Source organism: Dyella mobilis (assembly GCF_016904945.1).
GTDB lineage: Bacteria > Pseudomonadota > Gammaproteobacteria > Xanthomonadales > Rhodanobacteraceae > Dyella_B > Dyella_B mobilis.
This window is the reverse complement of record NZ_JADIKF010000039.1, coordinates 604,836-631,554: the sequence shown is the minus strand read 5'-3', so window position 1 is coordinate 631,554 and position 26,719 is coordinate 604,836. Positions and strand designations below refer to the sequence as shown.

Below are 26,719 nucleotides of genomic sequence, written 5' to 3'. Positions count from 1 at the left end.
CGCGCGGTTCAGTCGGAAATGGCCAGCACGCAGTCGTCGGCGCCGTAGCTACGGCAGCAGACCTCGAAAATCGACAGGCTGTCGGGCGGCAGCACCGGGCCTAGCAGTCCTTCCAGATAGCCGATAAAGAACTTGCAGCCGGAGGGATGATCCGGCCGGCACAGCGGACTGTTGCGGATGTGCAGCCCTTCGCCCTTGTATTCCACTTCCAGCATGGACCCAAGCGCCGGCACGCCGATGCGTCGGATCGCTTCATTCAAGCCGAGCTTGCCGTTGGCCCGGTAGTGCTGCATGAAGAGCCAAGTGCCGGTGCGTTGTCCCATCGCGTGCAACGATGATTCGAGCGCTGCAGCGGCCACCGATTTTTCCAACGCGTGCAACGCCGGGAAAATGCCGGGGTAATCGCTTTGCAGGCGCGGCATCAGCTTTTCGATCGTCTCCAGATCCGGCCCCAATGACATGGGCTCGACGTACGGCTCTACCGGTATCGGCATCGGCGACGGCGCGGGCGACGGCTTGGGCTCGAGCAGGAACGTGAAATCCGGGTCGGGCTCCGGTGCAACCATGGGCTTGGAAGCTTGCGGTGCTTCCTGCGGAACAACCACAGCTTGCGTCGGTTCGGCCTTGGCCGGCGACGGCAAAACCACTGCCTCCACGACGGGTTCAGGCGCCGGTGGCGCGGGCGGCGCCTCCCTGGCGAACGTGCGTTCCGCCGCGAAATGCGACCTGGCGACGCCTTCTTCGAAAGGCAGCACCTGGAAACTGATCAGGCGCTCGTGTGCATCCAGTGCTGCTTCCAGCACTCGTTGCTTGCGTTCCGGCCCACGCACCACCAGCGTGACGAGCACGCCGTTCGGATCTTGTACTAACCGCTGCCGCAGCAACGTAAACCCGCTTGCTACGACGACCCGGCCGACGTCGATGAGCAGCCCCTCTCGTGTTACCGAGAGAGCCTGTACTTCCAGCTCGATCATTAGGCCCCCCTGTCGTCGATGCTGGTATTTGAATTTTCGGCGGATACGATGCCACATTTCCGCGGGCGGCAACTGTGACGCATCTCCGATGCGCCAGCAAGATGCCGGAAGCCTTTGCCGGTTGAGACGCCCTGTCAGGAAATCGGCCGTGCCTGTCGTCGCACCTTGTCGATATCCAGTGCATGTACGTGACAAACGTCGAACGCCTTGACCAGCAGGGCCTTCTCTGTCGCGAATTCGACCAGCACGTCATACACATAGCCACGTTCGACGTCGATGCCGACCATGGCGTCTCCCACATAGCCACCGGCATCGCTGACCCAACCGCCGTTCGTTACGCCACGCAACGCAACGGGCTTCCAGTCGTGCTGCCCCGGTGTTGCCAGTTCGATCGAAACGACCGAATCGTCCCCGCGATTGATGAAGTCGACGTAGCATGCCGAAGCGGCGCTCGCCGACTGCGACGCCACGATCGATCCAAGCACAAACAATGCATTGCGCATGATGAGGTCTCCGAATGGCACAGCCTTACCCGTCCGGCCGCGGGCATGGCGGCCGGTTTTGCTTCAACACCGGATGGGATGCCGCCTCGCGCAGGAACGTTTACAGCGGCGCATGGCCGCTGCCGCGATGGCAGCTGTCACCTGATTTGCGGCTATCCTTTGCCTCCAGTTCAAGGACTAAGAGCACGCCATGAGGCTTCCGGTTGCACTGCTTGCTGTCATCGCACTGTCACTTGCCGCCACTTCCCACGCATCCACGTGTGCCGCACCAGCTAAAACCGCCGACGTCGCCGTTCCCGGACATCCCTTCGCCGCCGCCGCAACCGCCGACAATTGCTGGCTGTTCGTCTCGCTCGATCAAGGCAAGAGCGGCGGCGTTGCCGTGTTGCACAACCAGGATGGAAACTTCGTTCTGCAGCACACCGCAGCACTGGATCACGCCGGTCTTGGCGCATCGCTTTCCCACGACGGCCGCCTATTGCTGGTGGCCGCCGGCGACGACACCTTTGCCGTGGATGTCGCCGCACTGGAGCGCGGCGATGCGAATGCCGTGCTCGGAAAACTGCCCGACGGCGTGGATGCCGAAGCGACCTACGAAGCGATCAGCCCCGACGACAAGCTGCTGGTGGTAAGCGACGAAGCGGAACGTCGCATCGACGTGTTCGACCTGGCCAAGGCCCGTGCCGGCAACTTTCAGAATGTCGCAGCGAGCAGGCACATTGCCGTGGCGATCGCTCCGGTAGGGCTGGTGTTTTCCCCCGACGGCCGTTGGCTGTACGCCACCAGCCAGAATGCCGGCGCCGGCTCGGGCCTGGCACCGACCTGCAGACCGGAACAAAGCGATGGCCGCATGCATCCGCAAGGCGTGCTCTACCGGATCGACGTAAGCAAGGTCGTGGCTGGCGATGGACACGTCATCGCCGCCGCGCTACCAGCCGGATGCAATCCCGTGCGCGTGACCCTGTCGCCGGGCGGAAAGCAGATCTGGGTGACCGCCCGAGGCGACAACACCCTGCTGCGTTTTCAGGCGGACGACTGGATCGCCTCGCCCAAGCACGCGCAGACTGATCGCTTCGCGATCGGCACCAGTCCGGTAGGCGTGGCGGTTCGCCCGGATGGCAAGCAAGTGTGGGTGGCGCTATCCAGTCGTTTCGGCCCGGACAGCGACGGACGCGTCGCCGGCCTGGCCGATGCAAGCACGATGTCGCCAAGCAAACTGCTTTCTGCTCCGGCCGCGGGTTTTCCGCGCGAAGTGGCCTTTCTGCCGGATGGACACACACTCGTCGCCACGCTGTTCGACGCGCGCAAGGTAACGCTGATCCCGACGCCGGACTGACGGACTGCTCAGCGCGCAGGCCAGTGCCAGGCCGGCTCGTCCAGTGCACGCTGGCCGACGATGCGCGTCTGGCCAAGTTCCTTTTCCAGGTGGACGCTGTTGCAATCGGGCGCTTCTTCCAGCGCCGCGATCAACCGCTGGGCGTGCGAAACCACCCAGATCTGGCTGTGCCTGGATGCGCGCACGATGAGCCGCGCCAGCGCCGGCAGCAGATCGGGATGCAGGCTGGTCTCCGGTTCATTCAATACCATCAACGACGGTGGCCGCGGCGTGTGCAGGGCGGCGATCCACAGCAGGTAGCGCAAGGTACCGTCCGACAACTCCGCGGCGGAAAGCGCGCGCAACAAACCGTGCTGGCGAAAGCACAGGCCGAAGCGGCCATCGCTGATCGACACGTCCACCTGCGCGCCCGGAAAGGCATCCTGCACGGATTCTTGCAATGATGCCGGATCGCCGATTTCCAGGATGGTCTGCCACGCTGCCGCAAGATCCCGTCCGTCGTGACTCAGCACGGTGGTACGCGTTCCCAATTGCGGTATGCGCGCAGGCGCGTCCGCATCGGAACGAAAGTGATCATAGAAGCGCCAGCCGCGAATCGATTCGCGCAAGGCCAGCACCTCGGCAGCGCGCTGCGGATCGGCCAGCTGGGTGAAGATACTTTCGAAATGGCTTTGGTGGTCCGTCAGCACGCGCCATTGGCGGCCGTCGCGCACGCGGACCAGGGCGTGATTGCGATCCACCAGCAGATTGGACATGCGCAGAAACGGGCCGGCCCAGATCGCCTCGCGCTTGATCATCGGGTCCAGCGAAAACGCCGTGGCAGGTGGCGGCTGCGGCGGAAATCCGAAATCGACGGCATAACCGAAATCGTCGCCGGCAAAGCCCAGCTTCAACGCGGCAGGTTCCTGCCGCACGGTGCCTTGGATGGGCACTTCGCCGCGCAACATGCCCGGCGAAAAATTTTCCGGACCGGCCCACAAAGTGGAAGACAGCCCGCCCTCGCGCGCCAACGCATGGATCACCCCGCCCTGCGCCGCCTCTCCCAGCAAGCGCAGTGCGCGATACAGGTTCGATTTGCCGCAACCGTTCGGGCCGGTAATCAGGTTCAAGCGCCCCAGCGGTGCAACCAATGAGCGCAACGAGCGGTAGTTGGCAACGGCGAGCGTCGTAAGCATGGGCATCCTTGTCGAAACAAAAGTGTTTTGACGATCTCGCTATATCCGTGCAAGCAGGATCTCGCGAGCCTTGGTTCGCAGCGCGAGCATCGTACCCGACGACCTGTCTCAATTCCCAAGACCGCCCATCTTTACGCTGGCGTCTTGCCGCATCGAGGGGATGCCCGACTACCTGCAGGCCGGTTTCGAAGACCACGAGAACGCATGCGACCTGGTCGCGCAAGGTGGCGCAGCCGGAAACTTTGCAAAAACATCACAAAGAAGAGAACCATTCACGCACGCAGAAAATATCTTATTCGCGCGACCCGCACTCGTAAGACGAAATCCGTCTTACGCCTATTCGGCAAGCGCTTATCGCTATTTTAAAGTGGTTTTTTCACGTACCAGGCTAACACCCGGCACTTTCGTCACGTGCAAGTGAGTTTTGGCCATGAAGGTATAGCGGATCTTTAACGCCCTCTGTGTTTCCTTCGAAATCGAGTACGCCAACACTTCAGGGGCTCCCCATGCACGACGCACTCAAACCTTTCGCCAACGATTGGATGCAACGCATCGTCGGCACCATCGATACGTGTATCGACCATGACGGCAACGTCCATTTGCAACGACTCGCGCAAGCGTTGACTGCGGCCACGACCTGTCCGGGATGTCCCCGCGCAGCGGATTTCACCGAGGACGGCTCGACCGCATCCTATCGGCGCGTGGTGCTGGCCGATCACACCCGCAACGGCTACGAAGCCTTGCTGATCTCGTGGCCACCTGGCCACGAGACACCCATTCACGACCACGACGGCTTGTGGGGCATGGAAATCATGCTCGACGGCGTGCTGCAGGTGGAGGCGTTCGACCTTTCGCTACAGGATCGGCCCCATCTGGTTTCGCGCGCGGTTTCGGTTATCGGCATCGGCGATCACCTGGCCTTTTCCCATGCCGATTACGCGCATCGCTGCCGCAATCTTTCTTCAAACCGGGCCGCGCTGTCGCTGCACGTTTATGGCGGCGCGCTGGACAACTACCGCAGTTATCACCCGCAAGACGACGGGCGCTGGAGCAGCCAAACGCATCAAACCGTGCGCGAACCTGCGCGGGCCTGATTTCATCAAAGACGCACGCCGCGCCGGATGCGCGGCGAGTTTGCAGGGTTCCAGAATTTTGCTTGAGGATGTCTCATGACTGATGTCGCAATTATCGGTGGCGGCGCAGCGGGCGCGGCCTTGTTCGGCGCACTGCTGAAACAGGACAGTGCCGCCACGGTGCACTGGATCACCGGTGCTTCCACCGCTGGGCGCGGCGTGGCTTATGCCACGCGCGACGACCGCCATCTGCTCAACGTGCGTGCCAGCGGCATGGGCCTCTACGTGGACCCGGAAGAGGATTTCCTGCAGCACGCCCAGAGCGATCACCAAGATGCCTGCGGCACCGATTTCCTGCCGCGCAGATGGTTCGGCGATTTCGTCGAAGCGCAGCTGCGCTCGCGCATCGACGCGGCGGAGAAACGCGGGCGGCGTTTTGCTCTGCATGCCGCCGAAGCGGTGCGGGTCGAACCGCGCCAGCACGGCTATGACGTGTTGCTTGCCAATCGCGAAGTACTGCGAGCAGGCAAAGTGGTGCTGGCGGTTGGCGCCCTGTCGCCGCGTCCGTTGCGCACGGTCGCCGCGGAGGCACTGGCCAGCGGCGCTTATGAACTCAACCCGTGGAATCTGCCGCAGCACGTGCGCGCACCGCGTCGGCTGATCGTGATCGGCACCGGGCTTACTGCCGTCGACACCCTGCTTTCGGCATCGACGCAGTGGCCCCATGCCGAACTGGTGGCGGTTTCGCGCCACGGGCAGCTGCCGTTCGTGCACCCGCCGTTGCCGGCCCAGCCGTACTCGTTGCAAAGCCGGCTCAATGCCACCTTGCTCGGCTGCGAAGGCACCGCGGACATGTTGCACGCCATCCGCCAGGCCGCGAACGAGGCGCCCGATGTCGACTGGCGCAGCTTTATCGATGGCATGCGGCCGATCAATGCTTCGCTGTGGCAAGGGTTGACGCTGGCGCGGCGGCGGCAGTTCCTGCGTCACGCGCGTTGGATCTGGGAGGCGGCGCGCCACCGCACCGCACCGGGATCGGCCCAGAGCATCCAGCAATTGCGCGACGAAGGTCGTTTGCAGATTCTCGCCGCACGCGTACTCGGCGTGGACGGGCACGGACCGCTGGAAATGACCGTGCGCAACCGGGCCAGCCAAGTGACCTCGCGCCTGCAGGCCGACTTGGTGGTGCAAGCGACCGGACTGGATACGGCCGTGGCCTTCACGGAACATGCACTTTTGTCGCAAATGATGGCCGACGGCCTCGCCGTGGCCGATCCGTTGCAACTGGGCGTATCGGCACTCCCCGATGGGCGCCTGATCGATGCCGCCGGCCAGGCCCAGGCGGGCCTTTATGCGATCGGATCGTTGCTGCGCGGCAACCTGTGGGAGTGCACGGCCATGCCTGAAATACGCGCGGCCGCGCACTCGCTCGCCCATGCGTTGAGCAACGGGCAGCAAGCCCAAGGCACAGGACGGGCCTCCCCCGCCGTCGCCTGAGCAACAGCAGCCTCGTCGCACTGACGAGGCTGCTGCCGGCGCTAGCTACCACCCGCGCCTCCATCTCGCTAATCTGGCCTCTGGCGACCCTGTCTGTAAGAAATCCACCCCGAGACTTGTGGGTTCGCCATGGGCCACCTACGCGGGATTTCTCATGGTCAGCTTCACTGCAACGCCGATACCCCAGAAAAAGTATTCGTGGCTGGCCAACCTGCCCATCCGATACAAGATCGCTCTTGCGATCGGCCTGTTGCTGGGCCTGTTCTTGATCAACAGCATGGTCAACGTCGCCTCGCAAGCCAAAGAGGCGCAGACGCGGCACTGGTCCGACCACACTTACCAGGTGCTGCTGCAGATCCAGTCGTTGCAGCGCTCGGCGCTTTCCGCGCAACTGGGGTTGCGCGGTTATCTGATTGCGCACAAAAGCAGCGACCTGGACCGCATCAACCACGACGAAAAGCTGTTCCAGGAACAGTTGGCGCAATTGCGCGAACTCACCGTGGACAACCCGCTGCAGCAGGTACGCATCGACCGCATCAAGGCAATGATCGCGCAATGGAACGAAGAGCTGCACGACAAGCTGCTGGCTCCGGATGCCGCAATCGGCAATCCGGGTTCAGCTGCGGGCGTGGCGCAGTTGTTGCAAATCCAGACCGACTACCTGGCCAAGCGCACGGTCAAGACGGAAGACTTTACCGATCTCATGGACGACATGAGCGCCACCGAGCGCCAGTTGCTCGATGTGCGCACCCAGGAGGTCGAAAAACTGGTACGCACCACCAAATACGTCAATATCGTCAGCGGCCTGGTCGGGCTGATCCTGGGCCTGATGGTGATCGACCTTACTTCGCGCCTGGTCACGCGCCCGATCCGCCGCCTGACCAACCAGATGACGCGCCTGGCGGCGCATGATCGCGACATCGAAGTGCGCAGCATGGGCCGCGGCGACGAAATCGGCGAGATTGCACGTGCACTGAACGTCTTCAAGCAGATGGTGATCGACTCCGAAGAACAGGCACTGCTGAAAAGCCAGGCGGCGACGATCTCCAACAGCCTGCAGCAGGCTACCAACCATCGCGATTTCGCCGAGCGCCTCACTACGCAACTCACGCCATTGCTGCACGCTGGCGTAGCACTGTTCTACGGTTTCGACGAAGCGCGCCAGCGGCTGGACCTGCTGGGCAGCTACGGCATGCGCCTGCAAATCAGCCCCGATGCCTACATGCCCGGCGAAGGATTGGTCGGCCAGAGCGCGCTCATGCGCAAACCGATAACGCTGACCGATATCCCGGACAACTACTTGCACGTGGACTCCGGCAGCGGTGCTTCGCTGCCCCATCACATCACCATCCGCCCGCTGCTGTTGCGTGACCAACTGGTTGGCGTGCTGGAATTCGCCGGCTTTGCCTCACCCTCGCCGTGGCACGAGGAACTGCTCAACGAGCTGCTGCCGATGGCGGCGCTGACCCTGGAAAACCTCAATCGCGCGGTAAACACCCAGGACCTGCTCGAGCAGACCCGCGAACAGGCCGACGAGCTGCGCATTTCCGCACTCACCATGAAGCAGCAGCAGGAAGCGTTGCGCAACGCCAACGACACCCTGCAAGGCAAGACCATCGAACTGGAAGAACAGTCGCAGCGCTTGCAGGCCTCCGAAGAAGAACTGCGCGTACAGGCCGATGAGCTGCAGGCATCCAACGAAGAGCTTCGCCTGAAAACCGATACCCTGCGCCAGCAGAAGCAGCAGGTGGAAGGACTGCAGCGCGAGACGGAGCAGAAGGCGGAAGAGCTGGCGCGCGCAAGCCAGTACAAGAGCGAGTTTCTCGCCAACATGTCGCACGAACTGCGCACGCCGCTCAACAGCCTGCTGATTCTCTCGCGCAGCCTGGCCGACAATCGCGAAGGCAACCTGGACTCCGAACAGGTGGAGTCCGCACGCATCATTCACGATGCAGGTTCCAGCCTGTTGCGGCTGATCAACGACATCCTCGACCTTTCCAAGATCGAAGCGGGCAAGATGGAGTTGTCGCTGATCGACCTCCCCTTGCAAAACATGGCGCGCAGCCTGCGGCGCACGTTCGATCACGTAGCGCGCGAAAAGAAGCTCAACTACGAAGTGAAGCTGGACGACGGCCTGCCGGCAGAGATTTACACCGACCCCAACCGGCTCGAACAGATCGTCAACAACCTGCTGGCCAATGCCTTCAAATTCACCGCCAAGGGCGGCATTCGCGTGCACATCGGCCGTCCCGCAGGCGACCTGCCCGTGCCGGAGGCGTTGAAAGACCAGAGCCTGCTGGCGATCAGCGTGAAGGACAGCGGCATCGGCATTCCGCCCGACAAGCTGGAACGCATCTTCAACGCCTTCGAACAGGCGGACAGCAGTACCAGCCGCCAGTTTGGCGGCACCGGACTGGGCTTGAGCATTTCCCGCCGCATGGCCTCGCTGCTGGGAGGCGATATCGTGCTGCGCAGCGAAGTAGGCCAAGGCAGCGAATTCGTTTTGCTGCTGCCCGAACGCAGTGCGCAGGGCGAGGCCGGTACCAGCCCCGCGCCGGCCGCCGCACAGCCGCCGGCGATGCGGCCCGTGACGCGCTCGCTGCTGCCCGCCGAAGGCGTGGCGGACGACCGCGAACGCATCGCACCCGGCGATAGCGTGATCCTGATCGTGGAAGACGACCCCGCCTTTGCGCGCATCCTCGCCGACACCGTGCGCCAGAAAGGACATCGCGCACTGCACTCGCTCGACGGCGAGGAAGGCCTGGCGCTGGCGCGCCGCTATCGTCCGGTCGGTATTCTGCTCGACGTGATGCTGCCCGGCATGGACGGCTGGACGGTGATCGAGCGGCTGAAAGCAGACCCGGCGACCCGCCACATCCCCGTGCACTTCCTTTCCGCCACCGACGAGGCCTCGCGCGGACGCGAGCTGGGCGCGGTCGGCTTTCTGACCAAGCCGGTCACTCGCGAATCCATCAACGACGCATTCGAGCGACTGCTGCACTTTGCCAAGGGCCGTACCCGACACCTGCTGGTGGTCGATGACGATGCGAGCGCACGCGCTGCCGTGCGCTCCCTGCTCAATCAGGACGACGTACGTATCGACGAGGCCGGCTCCGGCGAGGAAGCCCTGCAAAAAATCGCGGAGACCGGCTACGACTGCATCGTGCTCGATCTCGGCCTGCCCGGCATCTCCGGATTGGAAATGCTGGAAAAACTCGCACGCGGCGGCAGCCTTCCACCAGTGGTGGTGTATTCGGGACGCGAACTCAGCCGCGAGGAAAACCTGCGCATCCGCCAATACACCGACAGCATCGTGATCAAGGGCGTGCGCTCGCCGGAGCGCCTGCTGGATGAAGTCAGCCTGTTCCTGCACAGCATCCGCCAGGCTTCGGCATCGGAGCCCACCTCGCCCTCGCCCACCTACGATGGTCTCAGCGGGCACCACGTGATGCTGGTCGACGATGACATGCGCAACCTGTTCGCGCTGTCCAAGGTGCTGCGCAGCTGGGGCCTGAACGTGACCATGGCACAAGACGGCAACAAGGCGCTGCAACAGCTCGAAGAGCATGGCGAAGTGGAGCTGGTGCTGATGGACATCATGATGCCGGGCATGGATGGCTACGAGGTAACCCGAGCGATCCGCGCGAAACCCTCGCTCAGCCATCTGCCGGTGATTGCGCTTACGGCCAAGGCCATGCGCGGCGATCGCGAGCAGTGCCTGGAAGCCGGTGCCAACGATTACCTGTCCAAGCCGATCGACCTGGACAAGCTGGCATCGATGATGCACGTCTGGCTGCGCGGATGACGCAAGGAACCTAACCATGGATGCAACCGAGCTCGACAACATTGAAGTGGAGCTGTTCGTGCAGGCGCTGCAGCGCCGCCACGGCTACGACTTCAGCGAGTATGCCCCCGCTTCGTTGAAGCGGCGCATACAGCAGCTGGCCGAGCACATGCAATGCAAAACCATCAGCGGCCTGATCGAGCAGATGATGCACCAGCCGCAATTGCTGCCGCGCATACTCGACGGTCTTACGGTGCCTGCCTCGGACATGTTCCGCGACCCGGACATGTTCCGCGGCTTGCGCGAACAGGTGATGCCACTGCTCGCCTCCTACCCCCAGATCAATATCTGGCAGGCCGGCTGCGCGCACGGACAGGAGGTGTATTCGCTGGCGATCCTGCTGGAAGAGGCGGGCCTTTACGATCGCACGCAGATTTTCGCCACCGATCTCAGCGAGCGCGCCCTGCAACAAGCCGAGGAAGGCATCTATCCCTCGCGCGAAGCGCAACAGTGGTCACGCAATTACCAGGCTTCCGGCGGCACCCAGTCGTTAGCCGACTACTACAGCGCCCGCTACAACTTGCTGAAACTCGACAAGCGGCTGCGCCGCAACGTCACCTTTGCCCAGCACAACCTGGTAGCAGACAGCGTGTTCTGCGAGGCGCACCTGATTCTGTGCCGCAACGTGATGATCTATTTTTCCAACACCTTGCAGGACCGCGTGCTGTCGCTGTTCCGCGACAGCCTGGTACGCAGCGGCTTTCTGTGCCTTGGTTTGCGCGAAAGCCTGGACTTCGCTTCCGCGTCGACCAGTTTTACGCCGTTCGACGAGCGCCTGCGCATCTATCGACTGAACAATCATCCGGAGCGCAATTTAACGTGAACAGACCGCAAGCCATTGCGATCGGCTGTTCCGCGGGCGGCGTAGACGCGCTCAAGGTGCTGGTCGGCGGACTTGACGCCAGGCTGGAGCAGGTCGTGCTGGCCTGTTGCCACAGCAGCTCGGATACCGTGGACCTGTTGTGCGAAATATTGGGACGCGTTTCACTGTTGCCGGTGATCGAAGCACTCGAACGCCATCCTGCCCAACGCGGCACTGTCCATCTCGCTCCAAGCGGCTACCATTTGCTGGTGGAAGAGGACGAACACTTTGCCTTGTCGGTCGACCCGCGCGTGAACTACGCGCGCCCATCCATCGACGTGATGTTCCGTACGGCAGCAGAGGTATGGCACGAGAACCTCATAGGTGTCGTACTTACAGGGGGAAATGCCGATGGCGCCTCCGGCCTGCAAAGGATTCGGGAACTGGGGGGCACTGCCATCGTCCAATCGCCGTCCAGCGCGGAAATGCCGACCATGCCGCAAGCGGCGCTTAACGTCGCCGGTGCGGACTACTGCGTCGATCTTTCCGATATAGCCCCATTGATCAATCGATTGTGTCTCCCATGAATCATCAACCTCCCAAAATCCTGGTGGTCGACGATACCCGCGCCAACCTGGTCGCGATGCGTCACCTGCTCGCCGATTGCGGCGCCGAACTGGTCGAGGCCAGCAGCGGCAACGAAGCGCTTTCACAGTGCCTGGACCAGCAATTTGCGCTGATCCTGCTGGACGTGAACATGCCCGACATGGACGGCTTCGAAGTGGCCGCCCTGCTCGGCGAAGCCGAACAGTTGCGCGATACGCCGGTGATTTTCGTCACCGCTGCCTACGCGGACGACCTCAACCGGCTGAAAGGTTATCGTTCCGGCGCGGTGGATTACATCTCCAAACCGATCAACGACGTGATCCTGCAGTCGAAGGTGCGCGTATTCCTCGAGCTGCACACGGCGCGCATGCAATTGCAGCAAACGCTGGAGGAACTCTCCGCCCGCAACCAGCAATTGCAAGTGGAGATCGCCGAGCGCCAGCGCATCGAAGCCACGGTTCGCCACCAGGCCACTCACGACATGCTCACCAGCCTGCCCAATCGCGTACTGTTCCACGACCGCTTGCTTGCCTCCATGCATTCGACCCGCGATGAAGTGCGCTTCGCGTTGGCGCTGGTGGATATCGACGGCTTCAAGGCGGTGAACGATACGTTCGGGCATCCGGCCGGCGACGCCTTGCTGCAGGCGATCTCCGCGCGCCTCAATCACCACGTTCGCGCCAACGACACTGTGGCAAGGCTGGGCGGCGACGAATTTGCACTGATTTTCAACGACGTCGGCAACGTCGATACCGTGCTGCAGCGCTGCCAGGACCTTTGCGCGGTGCTGGCCAAGCCCTATCAGCTCAACGGAACTCGCGGTGCGTTCACCGCAAACGTCAGCGCCAGCATCGGCATTGCGCTGTCAGATGACTCATTGGAATCCGACGAAGCGCTGATCCAGGCCGCCGACCGCGCGCTCTATCAGGCCAAGGAAAATGGCAAGAACGGTTGTGTGCTTGCGAACTGAAGGGTAAGCCAGAAGCCCAGCCCCCGCCACGCAAGGCGGTCTGGGCGGGCTCGTTGTTGAGTGCGCCGGCCACCGGGCGCATCATAGACGCCATGCCGGAATTCCAGATCCAATCCTTGCTGGATACGAACACGGTTGCGTTGCACGACGTGCACTGCGCCGGGCAGTGCCGGCGCCGCAGCGACGAGGAGTGCACCTCGGCGACCCATCTGGTGTTTCCTTATCGCGGCGCCTATTTGCGCCACGTGGGGAGCGACGAAGTGGTCGCCGACGCCAATCACGTGCTGTTCTTCAACGCCGGCCAGGGCTATCAGGTCAGTCATCCGGTAAGCGGCGGCGATGCCAGCCTTTCGTTGCGACTTCCCGAAACCCTGGTACGCGAACTGGCACCCGCTTCGCTGTTGCTTCAAGGCGAAAAACTGGCGTTCCGGCGGCAATCCCTGCGCATCGATCCGCGCGCACAGACCCTGGTGGCGCTGCTTCGCCACAGTCTGCAAAACGATGCGATCGAGCCGCTGGAAGCGGAAGGCCTGCTGCTGACGCTGGTCTGCCGCAGCCTGGGGCCGCGCACGTCGCACGAATCCGGCGCCAGCCATGCGCGGCGGCGTCTTGCCGACCGGGTGAAACTGCTGTTGACCAGCGATCTGTCCCGGCGCTGGACATTGTCGGAAATCGCCGCCGAGATCGGCGGCTCGGCGGTGTATCTCACCCAGGTGTTCCAGCAAGTCGAAGGCATTCCGCTCTACCGCTATCACCTGCGCTTGCGCTTGGCCCGTGCGCTCGATCTGATCGGGGATTACCAGGATCTGGCGGCTCTCGCCACGGATCTCGGCTTTTCCAGCCACAGCCATTTCACGTCGGCCTTCCGGCAGACCTATGGACGGTCGCCCGCGGCATTCAGGCAATCGTTGCTGCCCTCCTAAACCGCTAAAGATTTCGACAGCGCCCACCCGGCCGCGGTGGTCTCCTTGACGCACCCCATCGAAGGGTTACCAAGGAGATCAAGCCATGAACCAGAAAACCTGTGCCGCCTGCGACTACCCACTCGACCAGAACGCCATCCAGGTGAAGATCGGCAATCGCACCGTGGAAGTGTGCTGCGAGGAATGCGCACAGAAATTGCGCGAAGCCAGCCAGGAGAAATCATCGTGAACGGCAAGGACTTCTTCTCGCGCCAACACAAACTGGACACGCCATCGGGGCGCATCAGCTACGTCGAATACGGCAAAGGCCCGGTGGCGCTATTTGTGCACGGCGTGTTGCTGAACAGCTATCTCTGGCGCCATCAATTGACGCGCCTGGGCGAGGTGCGGCGCTGCATCGCGGTCGACCTGCTGGCTCATGGCGATACTGAAGTGGCGGCGGAGCAGGACGTATCGGTGACCGCCAACGCGCACGCACTCGCTCAATTCCTGGATGCGCTGGGGGTGGACAAAGTGGACCTGGTCGGCAACGACAGCGGCGGCGGCATCTGCCAGATTTTCGCGGCGCTGTATCCGCAACGCATCCGTACCCTCGTGCTTACCAATTGCGACACGCACGACAACTGGCCGCCCGAGCCCTTCAAGCCGTTTGTCTCGATGGTTGCAGCGGGCGGTCTTTCCGGCACGTTGCAGGCGATGCTCGCCGACAAGGCGATCTATCGCTCGCCGCAGGCGCTCGGCCCCGCCTACGAACATCCCGAGGCGGTCAGCGACGACACCATCGAAACGTACCTGCGCCCGTTCCTGCGTTCGCCCGAGCGTCTGCACGATATCGAACGCTTCATCAATGCGTTCGACAACCGGCATACGATCGAAATCGAGGACCGGCTCAAGCGCGTGCAAGCACCCACGCTGATTGCCTGGGCCACGGACGACATCTACTTCGACGTGAAATGGTCGCACTGGCTGGCCGACGCCATACCCGGCACCCAGAAACGCATCGAGTTCGACGCGGCACGGATTTTTTTCCCGGAAGAACGCCCCGATGAATTCAACCGGGAACTCGAAGCACACTGGTCCGCCAACGCACCTGCCTGAAAGCGCGGGGACAGCGATCCGGCCCGGGCTCGCCGCCGGGCCGGACATTCAACGGACTTAGGGCCTGTCAGCACTATTTTCGTAGCCGGCGCGGGCCACGAAAATAGTGCTAGCAGGCCCTAACCCCGTTTGCTCATTTCCAGCGATCATGAAGCATCACCCCAAAGGAACGGGATTCATGATCTACCTCCAAACCATGCCTGGCGGTTGGATCCAGGCATGCGCACGCGCCAAGCAACTGGTGCAGGCCCAGCTCTCCTGGCAGGATCGCGCACCGGTATCGGCCGCCATCACCGATGAGGCCTGCATGGCGCGCTATCAGCAAGGCGACGCCACCGCTTTCCAGGTGCTCTATACGCGCTACCGCGACCGCCTGCACCGTTACACCCTGCGCCTCGCCACACGCAGCAGCGAAGCCGAGGAAGTCTTTCAGGAAGTGTGGCTGGCTGTCATCCGCAGTCGGGACAACTATCGTCCCACGTCCTCATTTGCAGCCTGGCTGTTTTCCATCGCACACCGTCGCGCCGCCGACCGCTGGCGCAGCCTGGGCCGGCATGCGCCCGACTCGCGCGAATCGGTCAGCGAGGATGAAATCACCCCGGCCGAGCAGCACGCTTTGGCGGTCCACGAAACGCCCGAATACCACGCGCACAACGAGCGTCTGCGCCATGCATTGTTGGAAGCCGTGCAGCAATTGCCGCTGCCGCAGCGCGAAGCCTTCTTGCTGCGTGCGGAAGGCGACCTGAGCCTGGACGACATCGCCGCCGTCACCGGTGTCACGCGCGAGACGGCGAAGAGCCGCCTGCGCTATGCGCAGCGTCGCTTGCGCGAAGCCCTGGAGACGTGGCGATGACGGATCATTTGAAGGACGAACTGGTTGACCTCTACCGCCAGGCTGCGCGCGAGCGTTCCTCTTCATCGATCGACGCGCGCATCCTGGACGCGGCGGAACGCGCAAGCAAACGCCGCGGCAGATTCACGTGGCCCGTCGGCCTGGCCGCCGCCGCGGCACTCGTATTGCTGGTCGGCACGCATTGGCATGCCATCGACCCGTCGCCCTCTGCCGCGCACCTTCCGCGAAGCGCCGCCTACACGGACAGCACGTCGATCTATCTGATGCAGATGGATGTCGAGCACGTATCGTCGCCGGTCGCGCAATACCTGACCGCTCATACCGCACCCAACGACTGAATCAACCGCCTACCAAGGACTACCGTATGAAAAAGGGTTTCATGCCCCTGGCCCTGCTCAGCCTTTGGATCGCCGGCTGCGCTCACGGCACCCCACCGCGGGGTTGGTCCGTGACCGGCTCAACGCCCGACCATTACGAGGTCGGCACTCAGCCAGGCAATCTCCACTCTGGCGACGTGAATGCCTATATCCGTTCCACCCGGCCCGGCAAAGGCTTCGGTACGCTGATGCAGACCATCAACGCCGACGGCTATCGCAACCAGCGCATTCGCCTTACCGGCCACCTGAAAACTGAGAACGCCGATTGGGCCGGCTTGTGGATGCGCATCGACGGCGCCAACCGGCGCATCGCCGGCTTCGACAACATGGAAGATCGCGGACCGCGCGGCAACACCGATTGGCGCAGCTACAGCATCGTGCTGGACGTTCCGTCCGATTCGCTGGATATCGCCTTCGGCTTTTTGCTGCACGGCCAGGGCGAAGTGCTTGCCGACGATTTCAAGCTGGAGGCGGTGGGCAAGGACGTCCCCCTCACCGGCAGCGCACCGCCGTCGCTGCCGACGCAACCGGCGAACATGAGCTTTTCGCCCTGACATCACTTTGATTTGGCGCTTTCGGCCAGCGTGGGCCGAAAGCGCCAATGCTCAACGCACCAGGATCAGAACTGCCAGGTGAAGCCGCCCTTGAATCCGCTGTCCACGGCACGCGAGGCAATCTGCCCGTCATACGACAGACTGATGGTGGTGCGCCGGTTTACGTGCAGATCCATTCCCGCATCCACTGCCAGGGCATTGCGCGCAATCGGCAACCCTTCGACCGTAAACGGTTCTCCGTTGGCGAAGGCCATCGTTGCATTCGGCTGCACGTTGCCGAAGGCATGACGCCAACCAATGCTTGCGTGCGCACTGAAGTCGTCGCCGTTGAACGCGAAATGCGTCGTTGCGTGGGTACCCAGGGTGGCGTAAGTCACCGCGTCACGACCACCGCCAGCCAGCAGTGCCATGGCGCCGCCCTGCTCTTGCGAGCCGTCGGTGTTCAAGTGCACGTAGGCACCCTGTGCAAACGGTTCCAGCACGAAGGCCCTGAACTGGTAGCGGTAATCCGCTTCACCGAAGACCTGCGCCACGCCGGCATCGCCGTTGTCGCGCAGGTGGCCGTCTTCGCCGGGCAGGAAGATCGAGCGGTTGGTAGTCAGCGAATGCTGCGTATACGCTGCGCCCGCGCTCAGTTGCCAGGCGTCCAGCTGCGTGCCGGCGTAGACGCCCACGTGCACATCGTTGCTGGTTGCATTGGAAGCACGCTGATTGACGTCGACCGAGGTCTGCGTGTAGCCGGTCACCACACCGACGCGACTGCTTGCGCCAGCGGCCAGATCGGCGCCAACCAGGAAACCGCCCAGTGTGTGCGCCATCGAAGCATCGTTGCCGTTGCTGTCGTGGTGTCCCCACGAACCGATGAATTGTCCCCACCACGCCACGCCGTTCGCCTGGGTCTTTGCGGTCTGGCCGGAGGTTTCATCGAGATTCTGGCCATCCGGCCCGGCCTGCCGAAGGCGTGCGGTCACGGCATCGCGCACGAAGCGGCTGTCCTCCAGGAAAACATTCTGCGCCGTGGCGTGGATCTCACCCGACAGCTGGTCGGCTGCGGCACGGATCTGCGCGTCGCTCTGCAGATTGGCAACGGTAGTGAACGGTACGCTGGATGCAGCCAGTCCCTGGATCGCGGCGAGCGTGGCCACCTGGTTGCGAGTCAGTCCCACGCTGGCCAGCGATTGCTGCTGGGTCACGTCGAGGTAGAAGTGATCCGCATCGTAGGTAGGCGTGATCGCCAGCACCGCGCTCAATGACGCGTTGCCTGCGAGCGTATACGTACCCGTCAGCCCCTGGTCCGCGGTGAGCAAGGTGTAGCGGGCTCCCTTGGTGAACAACTGCCCCGCCGTGGGCAGGATGCCGATCGTCGCACCGGCTGCCAGCGTCGCTTTGCCATCCACCACGATCTGGCTGGATACGCTGGGCTGCTGCAGATTGATTTGAGCCAGATACGCGGCGCCCGCGTTCTGCAGGTAATTGCCCGCTACGGTCAGCGTCTGATAAGTACCCGCTCCATTGCCCGGCGCGATGGTTCCCGTCACCACCGCACCGCCGCCGATAGTGCCATTGCCTGCCAGCGCACCGGCATCGAGCACGCTGCCCGCGAGCGATCCGTTGAGTACCAACGCAGCGTTAGGGCTGATGCCGGTACTGCCGGTGAAGGTGTTGTTACCGGTGAGGGTTTCCACACCCTGAGCAATCACCAGGCTGCCGCCGGTGCCGCCGACCAATCCACCATCGGCCAGCACGCCTGCAAACGTACCGGAGGCGTTGGTCAGTTCGAGCGTGTTGCCGCCCAATGCCACATTGCCCGCACCGGAAAGCGATTGAATCAGCGCGGGGCCCGACGAGCGCGAAATATCCAACGTACCGTTGGCCTGCACACTGGACGAATCGGCGATCGTGCCGGCACCGGCGATACCCAGCCAGCCGCCCTGCGCAATGGTGGTTGCGCCGGTGTAAGTATTCGCACCGGTGAGCTGCGCCATGCCACCCGATGCCACGATCAACGGACCGCTGCCGGAAATGACTCCGGCGATGCCCTGCGGCGGCGTCGCGGCAGAGATCGTGTAGCCGTTGCCCGAGGTAGAGATCGGGTTGATCGAAACGAAGAACGGCGAGTATCCGGTCAGCTGATTCTGCAGGTCGTACATCACCGAGTTGTTGAGGAAGAACGAAATCCCGTAGAGCGCCTGGCCGGGACTGGTATCGGGATTGCTCTGCTGGCCATTCGGAAAAACCGTATTGCCCGGCGTAACGACATTGCTGACGTCGCCGGCGCTGTCGTTGCCCGTGATGATCGACGTCGGTTGCGCACCGGGTGCGCTGCCGGTCATGGTAAGCGTTACACCGGGTACTTCATTGCCGTATTGATCGACGTGGCCGGCGGCTGTCTCACTCGCCAGCAAGCCGGCATCGTTGAGATAGATCGAAGGCGTGCCCGAATCGAGCAACGTTTGCAGGGTGGCGCTGTATTTGCCGCCATTGAGCGTATAGGCAAAAGCCAGGTCGAACTGGTTCGCCGACACCGGGGCGCCGGACAACGGGAACGTGCTTTGCGACCCGCCGTTCCAAGGCACCAGGCTCAGGAATTGTGCGCGCAAGGCCGGCGTGAGATTCAAAATGACGTGACCGCACGCGCTGCAGTTCTGCGGGCCGCCCAGCTCGGCGTTGGCGGCAACGATATAGCCGCTGGTGGTGAGGTTGCCGAGAACGCTGTTGCTGCCGAATTCGCCGGCGCCAAAAATGCCGAACAGCTTGAAGGTGCCTCCATCTTCAGGACCAATGCCCTGGTTGAGATTCTGCTGCCAGGTGGCATCCAGGTAGATGGGCACTTCGCCTTGCGTATTGAGGTTGTACTTCGCGATTTCGGCAAAGGTAAAACTGTAACCGTAAGTGGGCAGGTAATAACCCACTTGTGCGCCAGCCTGGTCGCCGCCCAGGCTGCCGGCGGTGGCGACGGCACCCTGGTTGATCAGCACCGGAACCCCCTGTCCGTTCGCAAAGCTGGCGGCCACCGCATTGGACGACGAGTTGTAAAACTGGATGCTGGCGACGGTGGTATTCGCGCCGAGATTGCCGTACGTGCCATTGCCGTAAAGATTGAGCGCCGGCACGGTAGGCGTGATCGCAACGCCCGGCACGATCGGAAACCACGGCTGCCCTGCATTGCCCGAACCCACGTCGATGTTGAAGGCCGTGGAGCCCGTATCGAATATGTATTCTTCAGGTGCGGCGCCGTTGACGCCGATGTAGATGCCGAGTCGGTCGGCGCTCTGGCCACCGCCGGATTCGTTGATCACATCCAGCGGAATGGTGGTGGGTTGTGACTGCGTCTGCGCATGGGCGCCTTGCGTGAGCGCCAGGATACAAGCCAATGCCAATACGGAACGTGCGCACGAGATACGACTCATTTTGCTTACCTCTCCCCTGTGGCGTCTTGCCACTGAACGAAACGTGTTGCCGGAGGCCCCCAGAAGCCTCCGTTCCATGCCGAAGTCGTCGGCCCAGTCGTTGACGTTGCCAAGTGCGCGCGTGCCGGCGCGATCCGGATCGAATCCAGATCAGCCAGTGGTCGAGTCTCCTGAATGCCGTTTCCCAGTAGCGGCATCGGGATTCATTCATCGCGCACGTCGCCCGTCGACGTCTTATGACGTATGACGTTCACAAAATGGAAACACCTACCTCCACGCACGACGATTGCCGGCAAACGAATCGCGGCGCGCGCATGGGATGTGCGAGAGACGTCCAAACGTAAGTCTTGCGACAGGGACCATTGTCGTTTGATCGGTGGTCATCGCGGATTTAGTTTCGCCAATACATCAACGAAGACAGCCGCTTGGATGTTCAGAAGGTGTGTAACCAACCGGTGCGGCAAAACATTTTCTCATCGTGCATGCATGCCGCTCAGCTTCCCGTTGCATGAAGTGCGTTAGCGTCCAGACGTACGACCCGTCAGCGAGGAACGTCATGAAACGACATGCTCATACGCGCAATACGTTGACGCGCTGCTGCGCCCTGGCCTTGGGTGTGGCCGGCGTATTCGGCGGCGCAACGCTCGCCTTGTGGCCCACCCCATCCCAGGCCGACGCCATCGGCATCGGTATCTCCATCACTCTCGCTCCACCGCCTCTACCGGTCTACGTGCAGCCGCCAATGCCTGATGTCGGTTACATCTGGACGCCTGGTTACTGGGCGTGGGGCGACGGCGGTTACTACTGGGTGCCTGGCACGTGGGTGATGGCGCCGTTCGTCGGCGCGCTCTGGACACCCGGCTATTGGGGCTGGAGCGACGGCGTGTACCTGTTCCACGAAGGCTACTGGGGCACGCACGTCGGTTTCTACGGCGGCATCAATTACGGATACGGCTATAGCGGTGAAGGCTATGCCGGCGGTCGCTGGGGGCCGGGCGGGTTCTACTACAACCGTTCCGTCAACTCGTTCGGCGGCGTACACGTAACGAACGTGTACAACCAGACGGTGGTGAATAACGTGACCATCAATCACGTGAGCTACAACGGCGGCAATGGCGGCGTTGTCGCACGGCCGACGCCGGAAGAAGCGGCTTTTGCGCACCAGCAGCACACACCACCGGTTGCCGCGCAACAGCAACACGTGGCGATGGCGGCGCAGAACCAATCACTGCGTGCGTCGGTCAATCACGGCAATCCGTCGATTGCCGCCACCTCCAAACCGGCTGCTTTCAGCGGGCCGGGCGTGATGGCCGCGCGCGGCGCAGGCAGGCCGGTGCCGGCCGCCGCCGAGCAGCACCCGGCCAATCTGCCCAACCGTCCGCAACCTGAGAATCGTGCATTGCCTTCGGCCGGTTATGCACCGCATCCGAATGCTGCACCGCGCCCAGGCAGCGAGAACGAACGGCCGATGCAATACGCGCCACAACCGCGTGCCGAACCGCGCCCGGAACCGGCGCGCCCCGAACCGCGAGAACAACCCATGCAGCCCATGCGCGCGCCACCGGCCCAGCAGCCCTACCGCTCTGCCGCCCCGCAGATGGAACACCCTGCGGCGCCTCCGCCGCGTGCCGCGCCAGCGCACGCTGCACCGCCGGCACATCCCGCGGAGCGAGGCCAGCCTCCGAAGCGCGACGATCATCGCGACAACGGCGGTTGATGCGAAAGCACCACGTAGCTGGAACGGCAAATTTGCCGTTCCGGCTCTTTTTATGAATGAGAAGCGCCAGGCTTCTCGATCGCCTGCCGCAAGCGCTAAACGTTAGGCTCGCGTAAGACAGGCCTGGGGCATTTGACGCCTGCCTGCAGATGGCGTACAGATTGCCGTGGAGCGCCCGCCAGGTGCTCCTTCATGCCCGAGGGGACGGGCCAAAACACGCTTGGACGTCTGCGCCCAACGTACAGGGAGAGTAAAAGTGTGAGCAGCCGATGGAAGGAAGCCCAAACCGGCGCTCCTGCAAAACACCACTATTGCACCTACTTGCGGCCGACTTTCGGCCGTTTAGCTTGCCGTGCAATTCGTCTGAAATATCACTGATAGAACAGGGAGTTCCATGAACATCACTCAGTATTTCACGACCCATCATCGCAACCGCGGCCTGCGCTCCTTGATTTGCGGCAGCGCTGCGACAGCTGTCCTTGGCATCATCGCGGCCTCCTTGCCCACCACCGCAGGCGCGCAATCGACTACGTCTCACATCTTCGGCCAGGCACCCGCCGGCGAGACCGTCGTTGCACAAAACGGTGCGACAGGACTTCATCGTCATGCCAAGGCAAATGCCAAGGGCCGCTATACGATCGATCCGCTGCCCGCGGGCGATTACATCGTCACTCTCGAAAAAGACGGCAAAACGGTCGACAAGCAATCCAATGTCTCGCTGGTAGTCGGACGCGGTGCCGAAGTCGACTTTGGTTGCCCTAACGACCAATGCGCAGCCGCCGACAATCGCTGAGATTCTGCTGCACACAGCATCTTTGCTAAACGCGCAATGCGGCCGCAGCAGCCAGCCTGCTGCGGCGGTTTTTCATTCAATCAGGCGTAAGGTCGCCGAGGATGCGCAAAGCACCCGGCACGCACACCGATGCCTTCACGAAAAAAAACCGGCGCCCTTCCAAGCGCCGGCGCAGCGAAACGCCATCGGCGCATCAGAAAATGGAAGCTCCGAACGTCACCACGTAGGTACGCGGCGCCAACAAGCCGAAGTACGGCGTACCGCCATACAGGCCCGGATACTGCTTGGCGCCGGCCTGCGCCAGCGGCGGCGCCGAGCTGACGTAGTTGAAGGCCCGCTTGTCGGTGAGATTGCTGATATTGAGCTTGACGAAGGTCTTCTTCAGCCATCCCAGATCGCCGAAGTCATAGCCGGCATTGAAGCTGAACGTGGTGAACCCGCCGACGCCGTCGGTATTGAGGTAATCGCTGTACAGCGAACCGGCGACCCTTGCGCGCAACGTTGCCCAGGCATGTTCGCCTTTGTAGCTGAGGCTCAGGTTGCCCATGTTTTGGGGCGTATCGGGCATCATCTTGCCATCGGTGGGGTAAATGCCATTGCCGCCGGCATCGATCGGCCCAACCACTTTTGCCTGGGTGTAGGTGTAAGACGCATACGCCGTCCAGTTCGGCGCGAACTTGTAGCTTGCCTCGCCATTGAAGCCACGCATGTGCATGCGGCGCAGCGCGCTGTAATACGTCTGGTTGGTTGCCTCGTCGTACGCGCTTTCCTGCTTGTTGTTGTAGTTGCTGTTGTAGATATCCGCGCTGGCGGAAATCGTGTCGCCGAAATAGCGATAGCCGAGATCCGTGTTCCACGACGTTTCCGGCGCTTTCATATCCTGCCCGGCCAACGCGTTGAGCAGGGCCACCGTATTGCTGGGCACGCGGAAGGTCTTGCCGCTGCCGAGAAAGAACTGATTCTTTTCGTCGAGCTGGAATTTCACCCCCGCTGCCGGCAGGAACTGGTGCCAGCTGTTGTCGATGGTGGTGGTGCTCTGCTGCTTGGATAGCGAGCCGGAGGTGGAACCCGGATAGTCGTACACGAACCCGGAACGATTGGCCCACAGGTAGCTCAGCCCCGCAGTGAAGGTCCACTGGTCGTTCGGCGTCCAATTGTCGGTGGCAAATCCCTTTCGGATCTCGGTGTTGGTGTATTCGCGGTAATACAGCATCGGATTGCCGCTGGGATACTGCACGAAATCGGCGTTCGCCCAGAAATCGAGCGGATCACCGGTAAGGCCATCCACCTTGCCGTAGGAACTGACCTGGGTCTTGCGCGAACGCTCGTACCACACGCCATATTCCAGGCTGTTGTCCAAGCCGAAATCCTGATTGAAGGTAAAGATGACGCCGGGACGGTACGTGGTAGCCGCGTTATACGAATACACCACGCCCTGCGCGTTGTTCACGACCTTGCCGTCGCCGTTGATGTCCTGGTTCGTATAACCGTAGCGGTTCTGGCCGGACGGACTTTCAGTCACGGTACCCGCGCCACCGCCGCCACCATCGCCGTACCAGTAATACGGAATCACGGCCAGATGCAGGTTGTCGCTGAGCGTGAACTCGCCATCCATGCTGAACATGTAGCTCTTGAACGGATTGGTGCGCAGGCCGTAGTAATACGTGTCGTTGCTGATCGCGCTTTTCAGCGCATTGCCGGTGAGGCCGCCGGTGGGAATCCAACGGGTGTTGTAGTCGGTGAAATAGCCATTCTGCTGCACCTGCTGGCGCGAGACGGTCTCATAGCCGTAGTTGTGGATGCGGCTGTATTGCAGCGATGCGCTGACGGTGTTGCCGTCGTTGATCGTCCACAACGATTTGCCGTCGACCTTGGTGACCTTCATGTCGCCGCGGCCACGCCATTTGTCCGCGCTATTGTCGGAGAACGACAACCACGAACGCACCGGCCCGGTATCGCCGGTGTTGAGGCGGACGAAGCTGCGGCGGTAATCCCGGCTGCCGAAGGTCTGCGTGACGTCCACGCCCGCCTGATGCGAAGGATTGATGGTCGCCCAGCCGATGTGGCCGCCGCTCGCGCCGGAATCGGGCATGTCGATATCCGGTATGCCTTGCAGCACGGTGATGTCGCCCATGTTTTCCGAGTCGCCGTACTCGGTGGCATACACCGAATAGCTGCCGGTATCGGTGATCGGCGCACCGTTCACCGTCATGCCGATGTCCGAGGAATCATAGCCACGCATGCTGTAGTGGCCGTTGGCCAGGCCGGTGGGATCGTCGGTGGCGGCGTTGACGCCGGGAATGGTGTCGATCATCTGCGTGAAATTGCTGCCCGGCGCGGCCTGCTCGATCGCTTCGCGCGTGATCGTGGACACGGCCTTCGGTGCCGTCTGCACCGACATCAAGCCGCCGCCGAGCGAAAGCGATTGCGCGGTAACCTGCACCGAACTCAGGTTTTGCACGCGGCGCGTGTCGTTGGCGGTGGTGGTGTTGGAAGTGCTGGATGCATCGACGCGCTGGGTCGCCTGTTCGCTTTGGCCATTCACGCCTTGAACGGCTGTTTGCGCCAACGTCTGCCCGGAGGCCATGCAACAGGCCAAGGCGATCGCCAGAGAAAGATGGGTTTGCTTCATTGCTTGGTGTCCCTGCAAAATATAAAAATTTCGTTATTTGCCGACTTATCTGGCCTTCCACAGATTCGACCGCCAAAGCTCACCCAATCCGCTGTTTTTCAAGCAGTTAGATAGAAAGCTGATTGGGTTTCACGCCGCCATCGGCGTAAGGCTGACGTAAGATATACGCAAAATATTACACTTTTCGTACGTTTTTGCGATTGCGCTTTCGTGCTGCTTCCGACTGAAAGCCGTTTGCGCGATTTGGGACTCGCCTTCGCTGCAACCAGACACGTGCTCTTTCCTCGCCAGGCAAGCGCACGCGAAAGAACTGCCACGAGGCTCATGGCGCTTGATCACGCGTGGGCGGCGTCTGCTACCTTGCGTATCCGATTCTGTCGACAGGGGAAGCCCATGCTCGTGCGTCACCTTCCGGCCGCCTTGGCCATCGCGATCAGCCTGTTGTCGCTGCCTGCCGCCGCCGATACGGCCAAGTCGACACCCACCGCGAAGGAACTGATCGCCAAATCCAAGGCCGAGGAATGGCGTACGCCCGATCCCGCAAATCTGCTGTACATGCAGCTGCCGCAGGGACGCGTGGTGATCGAGCTGGCACCGGACTTCACGCCGCTGCATGCGCAGAACATCCGCACCCTGGTACGCGAGCACTATTTCGACGGGCTGGCGATCATTCGCGTGCAGGACAATTTCGTCACGCAATGGGGCGATCCCAACGACGATGACGACGCGGACAAAAGCAAGATCAAGCCGCTCGGCAGCGCGAAGGCCAAACTGCCGCCCGAGTACACCCGCGCGATTGATCCCAAGCTGCCGTGGACAGCACTTCCCGACGGCGACGTGTATGCGCCGCAAGTAGGTTTCAGCGAAGGTTTTCCGGCGGCGCGCGACCCGTCCAGCGGACGCGAGTGGCTGACACATTGCTACGGCATGGTCGGCGTGGCGCGCGACATCGCACCGGACAGCGGCAACGGCAACTCGCTGTATGCCGTGATCGGGCAGGCGCCACGCGGCCTCGACCGCAACCTGGCGATTGCCGGAAGAGTCATCGAAGGCATGCCCTATCTCTCCGGACTGCCGCGCGGTACGGGTGCCTTGGGTTTCTACACCGCAGCGGCGCAGCGCACGCCGATCATCTCGGTGCGACTGGCCGCGGACATCCCCCCTGCCCAGCGCGAAAGCATTCAGGTTCTGCGCACCGACAGCCCGACCTTCGCCGCCATCATCGAGGCCAAGCGCAACCGCCACGATGCGTTCTATACCGTGCCGGCCGGCAAGATCGACCTGTGCAGCATCGATATTCCGGTACGCAGCATGAGCATCAAGCCGTGATCCCGGTCAGCACCGGCTAGGGCCTGCTAACACTATTTTCGTAGCCCGCGTTGTCGTTGAGTGGCCGTCAGGTGGTAGTGCGTGGCACTGACTTGGCTGGCCGCCAAGCCTGGGCCGCGCGCTGCCGCATGGCGGCCACTCAACGGCAACCCTTAGGGCCGGGTCTGTTTGCCCGCCACCCGGCGTCATCACTCGGTCGTGTACGGACGTACACTCCCTCGCGCTTCCTTGGCTGGCGCGCTAACAGCTCCCG

At 62.4% G+C, this 26,719-nt stretch carries 21 protein-coding genes; 16 read left to right on the top strand and 5 right to left on the bottom strand.

The genetic code is table 11. The annotated features are described in order from the left end of the window. Positions 1-8: 8 nt before the first annotated feature. Both ISS99_RS13845 and ISS99_RS13840 read right to left on the bottom strand, forming a co-directional pair. On the bottom strand, positions 9-974 hold the full coding sequence (locus ISS99_RS13845; RefSeq protein ID WP_204632184.1) for a hypothetical protein: 966 nt from the start codon (positions 972-974) through the stop codon (positions 9-11). A gap of 134 nt (positions 975-1,108) precedes the next feature. Further along, positions 1,109-1,477 (bottom strand): hypothetical protein, encoded by a 369-nt coding sequence (locus tag ISS99_RS13840; protein WP_204632183.1) that lies wholly within the window; start codon positions 1,475-1,477, stop codon positions 1,109-1,111. Between the two features lie 190 nt (positions 1,478-1,667). Between ISS99_RS13840 and ISS99_RS13835 the strand changes: the two genes are divergently transcribed. Then, positions 1,668-2,813, top strand: a complete 1,146-nt coding sequence (locus ISS99_RS13835; RefSeq protein WP_204632182.1) for a beta-propeller fold lactonase family protein — start codon at positions 1,668-1,670, stop codon at positions 2,811-2,813. 8 nt (positions 2,814-2,821) lie between these two features. Here the strand turns inward: ISS99_RS13835 and ISS99_RS13830 are convergent, their stop codons facing one another. Further along, positions 2,822-3,988, bottom strand: a complete 1,167-nt coding sequence (locus ISS99_RS13830) for an AAA family ATPase (protein WP_204632181.1) — start codon at positions 3,986-3,988, stop codon at positions 2,822-2,824. A gap of 506 nt (positions 3,989-4,494) precedes the next feature. On the opposite strand from ISS99_RS13830, the gene ISS99_RS13825 reads away from it, so the two are divergent. The 12 genes from ISS99_RS13825 (at position 4,495) to ISS99_RS13770 (ending at position 16,585) form a co-directional block, all read left to right on the top strand. Further along, entirely contained in the window at positions 4,495-5,082 is a 588-nt protein-coding gene (locus ISS99_RS13825) for a cysteine dioxygenase (protein ID WP_204632180.1), read from the top strand. Positions 5,083-5,157: 75 nt separating this feature from the next. Further along, positions 5,158-6,558, top strand: a complete 1,401-nt coding sequence (locus ISS99_RS13820) for an FAD/NAD(P)-binding protein (RefSeq protein ID WP_204632179.1) — start codon at positions 5,158-5,160, stop codon at positions 6,556-6,558. A gap of 154 nt (positions 6,559-6,712) precedes the next feature. Beyond that, on the top strand, positions 6,713-10,363 hold the full coding sequence (locus tag ISS99_RS13815) for a response regulator (RefSeq protein ID WP_204632178.1): 3,651 nt from the start codon (positions 6,713-6,715) through the stop codon (positions 10,361-10,363). A gap of 16 nt (positions 10,364-10,379) precedes the next feature. Beyond that, positions 10,380-11,225 carry a CheR family methyltransferase gene (locus ISS99_RS13810; protein WP_204632177.1) on the top strand — a complete coding sequence of 282 codons (846 nt, stop codon included), beginning with the start codon at positions 10,380-10,382 and terminating at the stop codon, positions 11,223-11,225. Next, complete coding sequence (locus ISS99_RS13805; protein ID WP_204632176.1) at positions 11,222-11,791, top strand: chemotaxis protein CheB; 570 nt, start codon at positions 11,222-11,224, stop codon at positions 11,789-11,791. The genes ISS99_RS13810 and ISS99_RS13805 overlap by 4 nt, the downstream gene beginning before the upstream one ends. Then, positions 11,788-12,780: a diguanylate cyclase domain-containing protein gene (locus ISS99_RS13800; RefSeq protein ID WP_204632175.1), complete on the top strand. Its 993-nt coding sequence runs from the start codon at positions 11,788-11,790 to the stop codon at positions 12,778-12,780. The genes ISS99_RS13805 and ISS99_RS13800 overlap by 4 nt, the downstream gene beginning before the upstream one ends. 56 nt (positions 12,781-12,836) lie before the next feature. Then, the gene (locus ISS99_RS13795; RefSeq protein ID WP_239537928.1) at positions 12,837-13,703 is read left to right on the top strand and encodes a helix-turn-helix transcriptional regulator; all 867 of its coding nucleotides are present in this window, start codon (positions 12,837-12,839) and stop codon (positions 13,701-13,703) included. Between the two features lie 85 nt (positions 13,704-13,788). Further along, complete coding sequence (locus ISS99_RS13790; RefSeq protein WP_204632174.1) at positions 13,789-13,932, top strand: hypothetical protein; 144 nt, start codon at positions 13,789-13,791, stop codon at positions 13,930-13,932. Then, positions 13,929-14,801, top strand: a complete 873-nt coding sequence (locus tag ISS99_RS13785) for an alpha/beta fold hydrolase (protein WP_284343730.1) — start codon at positions 13,929-13,931, stop codon at positions 14,799-14,801. The genes ISS99_RS13790 and ISS99_RS13785 overlap by 4 nt, the downstream gene beginning before the upstream one ends. Positions 14,802-14,979: 178 nt before the next feature. Beyond that, positions 14,980-15,654, top strand: coding sequence for a sigma-70 family RNA polymerase sigma factor (locus ISS99_RS13780; RefSeq protein ID WP_204632172.1), 675 nt, complete (start codon positions 14,980-14,982; stop codon positions 15,652-15,654). Then, positions 15,651-15,992: a hypothetical protein gene (locus ISS99_RS13775; protein ID WP_204632171.1), complete on the top strand. Its 342-nt coding sequence runs from the start codon at positions 15,651-15,653 to the stop codon at positions 15,990-15,992. The genes ISS99_RS13780 and ISS99_RS13775 overlap by 4 nt, the downstream gene beginning before the upstream one ends. Before the next feature lie 26 nt (positions 15,993-16,018). Beyond that, entirely contained in the window at positions 16,019-16,585 is a 567-nt protein-coding gene (locus ISS99_RS13770; RefSeq protein ID WP_204632170.1) for a hypothetical protein, read from the top strand. Between the two features lie 65 nt (positions 16,586-16,650). Here ISS99_RS13770 and ISS99_RS13765 read toward each other — a convergent pair whose 3' ends face one another. Next, positions 16,651-19,995, bottom strand: coding sequence for an autotransporter outer membrane beta-barrel domain-containing protein (locus tag ISS99_RS13765; RefSeq protein ID WP_204632169.1), 3,345 nt, complete (start codon positions 19,993-19,995; stop codon positions 16,651-16,653). Positions 19,996-20,551: 556 nt separating this feature from the next. Between ISS99_RS13765 and ISS99_RS13760 the strand changes: the two genes are divergently transcribed. Together ISS99_RS13760 and ISS99_RS13755 are read left to right on the top strand one after the other, a co-directional pair. After that, positions 20,552-21,712, top strand: coding sequence for a YXWGXW repeat-containing protein (locus ISS99_RS13760; protein ID WP_204632168.1), 1,161 nt, complete (start codon positions 20,552-20,554; stop codon positions 21,710-21,712). Positions 21,713-22,106: 394 nt separating this feature from the next. Continuing rightward, positions 22,107-22,505 carry a carboxypeptidase-like regulatory domain-containing protein gene (locus tag ISS99_RS13755; protein WP_204632167.1) on the top strand — a complete coding sequence of 133 codons (399 nt, stop codon included), beginning with the start codon at positions 22,107-22,109 and terminating at the stop codon, positions 22,503-22,505. Positions 22,506-22,698: 193 nt separating this feature from the next. On the opposite strand, the gene ISS99_RS13750 is transcribed toward ISS99_RS13755, so the two are convergent. Beyond that, positions 22,699-25,137, bottom strand: a complete 2,439-nt coding sequence (locus tag ISS99_RS13750; protein WP_204632166.1) for a TonB-dependent receptor — start codon at positions 25,135-25,137, stop codon at positions 22,699-22,701. Between the two features lie 393 nt (positions 25,138-25,530). On the opposite strand from ISS99_RS13750, the gene ISS99_RS13745 reads away from it, so the two are divergent. Beyond that, on the top strand, positions 25,531-26,466 hold the full coding sequence (locus tag ISS99_RS13745) for a peptidylprolyl isomerase (protein ID WP_204632165.1): 936 nt from the start codon (positions 25,531-25,533) through the stop codon (positions 26,464-26,466). The last annotated feature ends 253 nt before the right edge of the window (positions 26,467-26,719 follow it).

What these genes read in the sequence shown, in the direction of transcription:
- ISS99_RS13845 (WP_204632184.1), bottom strand. Translation starts at nt 974, where the DNA reads ATGATCGAGCTGGAAGTACAGGCTCTCTCGGTAACACGAGAGGGGCTG.
- ISS99_RS13840 (WP_204632183.1), bottom strand. Translation starts at nt 1,477, where the DNA reads ATGCGCAATGCATTGTTTGTGCTTGGATCGATCGTGGCGTCGCAGTCG.
- ISS99_RS13835 (WP_204632182.1), top strand. Translation starts at nt 1,668, where the DNA reads ATGAGGCTTCCGGTTGCACTGCTTGCTGTCATCGCACTGTCACTTGCC.
- ISS99_RS13830 (WP_204632181.1), bottom strand. Translation starts at nt 3,988, where the DNA reads ATGCTTACGACGCTCGCCGTTGCCAACTACCGCTCGTTGCGCTCATTG.
- ISS99_RS13825 (WP_204632180.1), top strand. Translation starts at nt 4,495, where the DNA reads ATGCACGACGCACTCAAACCTTTCGCCAACGATTGGATGCAACGCATC.
- ISS99_RS13820 (WP_204632179.1), top strand. Translation starts at nt 5,158, where the DNA reads ATGACTGATGTCGCAATTATCGGTGGCGGCGCAGCGGGCGCGGCCTTG.
- ISS99_RS13815 (WP_204632178.1), top strand. Translation starts at nt 6,713, where the DNA reads ATGGTCAGCTTCACTGCAACGCCGATACCCCAGAAAAAGTATTCGTGG.
- ISS99_RS13810 (WP_204632177.1), top strand. Translation starts at nt 10,380, where the DNA reads ATGGATGCAACCGAGCTCGACAACATTGAAGTGGAGCTGTTCGTGCAG.
- ISS99_RS13800 (WP_204632175.1), top strand. Translation starts at nt 11,788, where the DNA reads ATGAATCATCAACCTCCCAAAATCCTGGTGGTCGACGATACCCGCGCC.
- ISS99_RS13790 (WP_204632174.1), top strand. Translation starts at nt 13,789, where the DNA reads ATGAACCAGAAAACCTGTGCCGCCTGCGACTACCCACTCGACCAGAAC.
- ISS99_RS13780 (WP_204632172.1), top strand. Translation starts at nt 14,980, where the DNA reads ATGATCTACCTCCAAACCATGCCTGGCGGTTGGATCCAGGCATGCGCA.
- ISS99_RS13775 (WP_204632171.1), top strand. Translation starts at nt 15,651, where the DNA reads ATGACGGATCATTTGAAGGACGAACTGGTTGACCTCTACCGCCAGGCT.
- ISS99_RS13770 (WP_204632170.1), top strand. Translation starts at nt 16,019, where the DNA reads ATGAAAAAGGGTTTCATGCCCCTGGCCCTGCTCAGCCTTTGGATCGCC.
- ISS99_RS13765 (WP_204632169.1), bottom strand. Translation starts at nt 19,995, where the DNA reads ATGAGTCGTATCTCGTGCGCACGTTCCGTATTGGCATTGGCTTGTATC.
- ISS99_RS13760 (WP_204632168.1), top strand. Translation starts at nt 20,552, where the DNA reads ATGAAACGACATGCTCATACGCGCAATACGTTGACGCGCTGCTGCGCC.
- ISS99_RS13755 (WP_204632167.1), top strand. Translation starts at nt 22,107, where the DNA reads ATGAACATCACTCAGTATTTCACGACCCATCATCGCAACCGCGGCCTG.
- ISS99_RS13750 (WP_204632166.1), bottom strand. Translation starts at nt 25,137, where the DNA reads ATGAAGCAAACCCATCTTTCTCTGGCGATCGCCTTGGCCTGTTGCATG.
- ISS99_RS13745 (WP_204632165.1), top strand. Translation starts at nt 25,531, where the DNA reads ATGCTCGTGCGTCACCTTCCGGCCGCCTTGGCCATCGCGATCAGCCTG.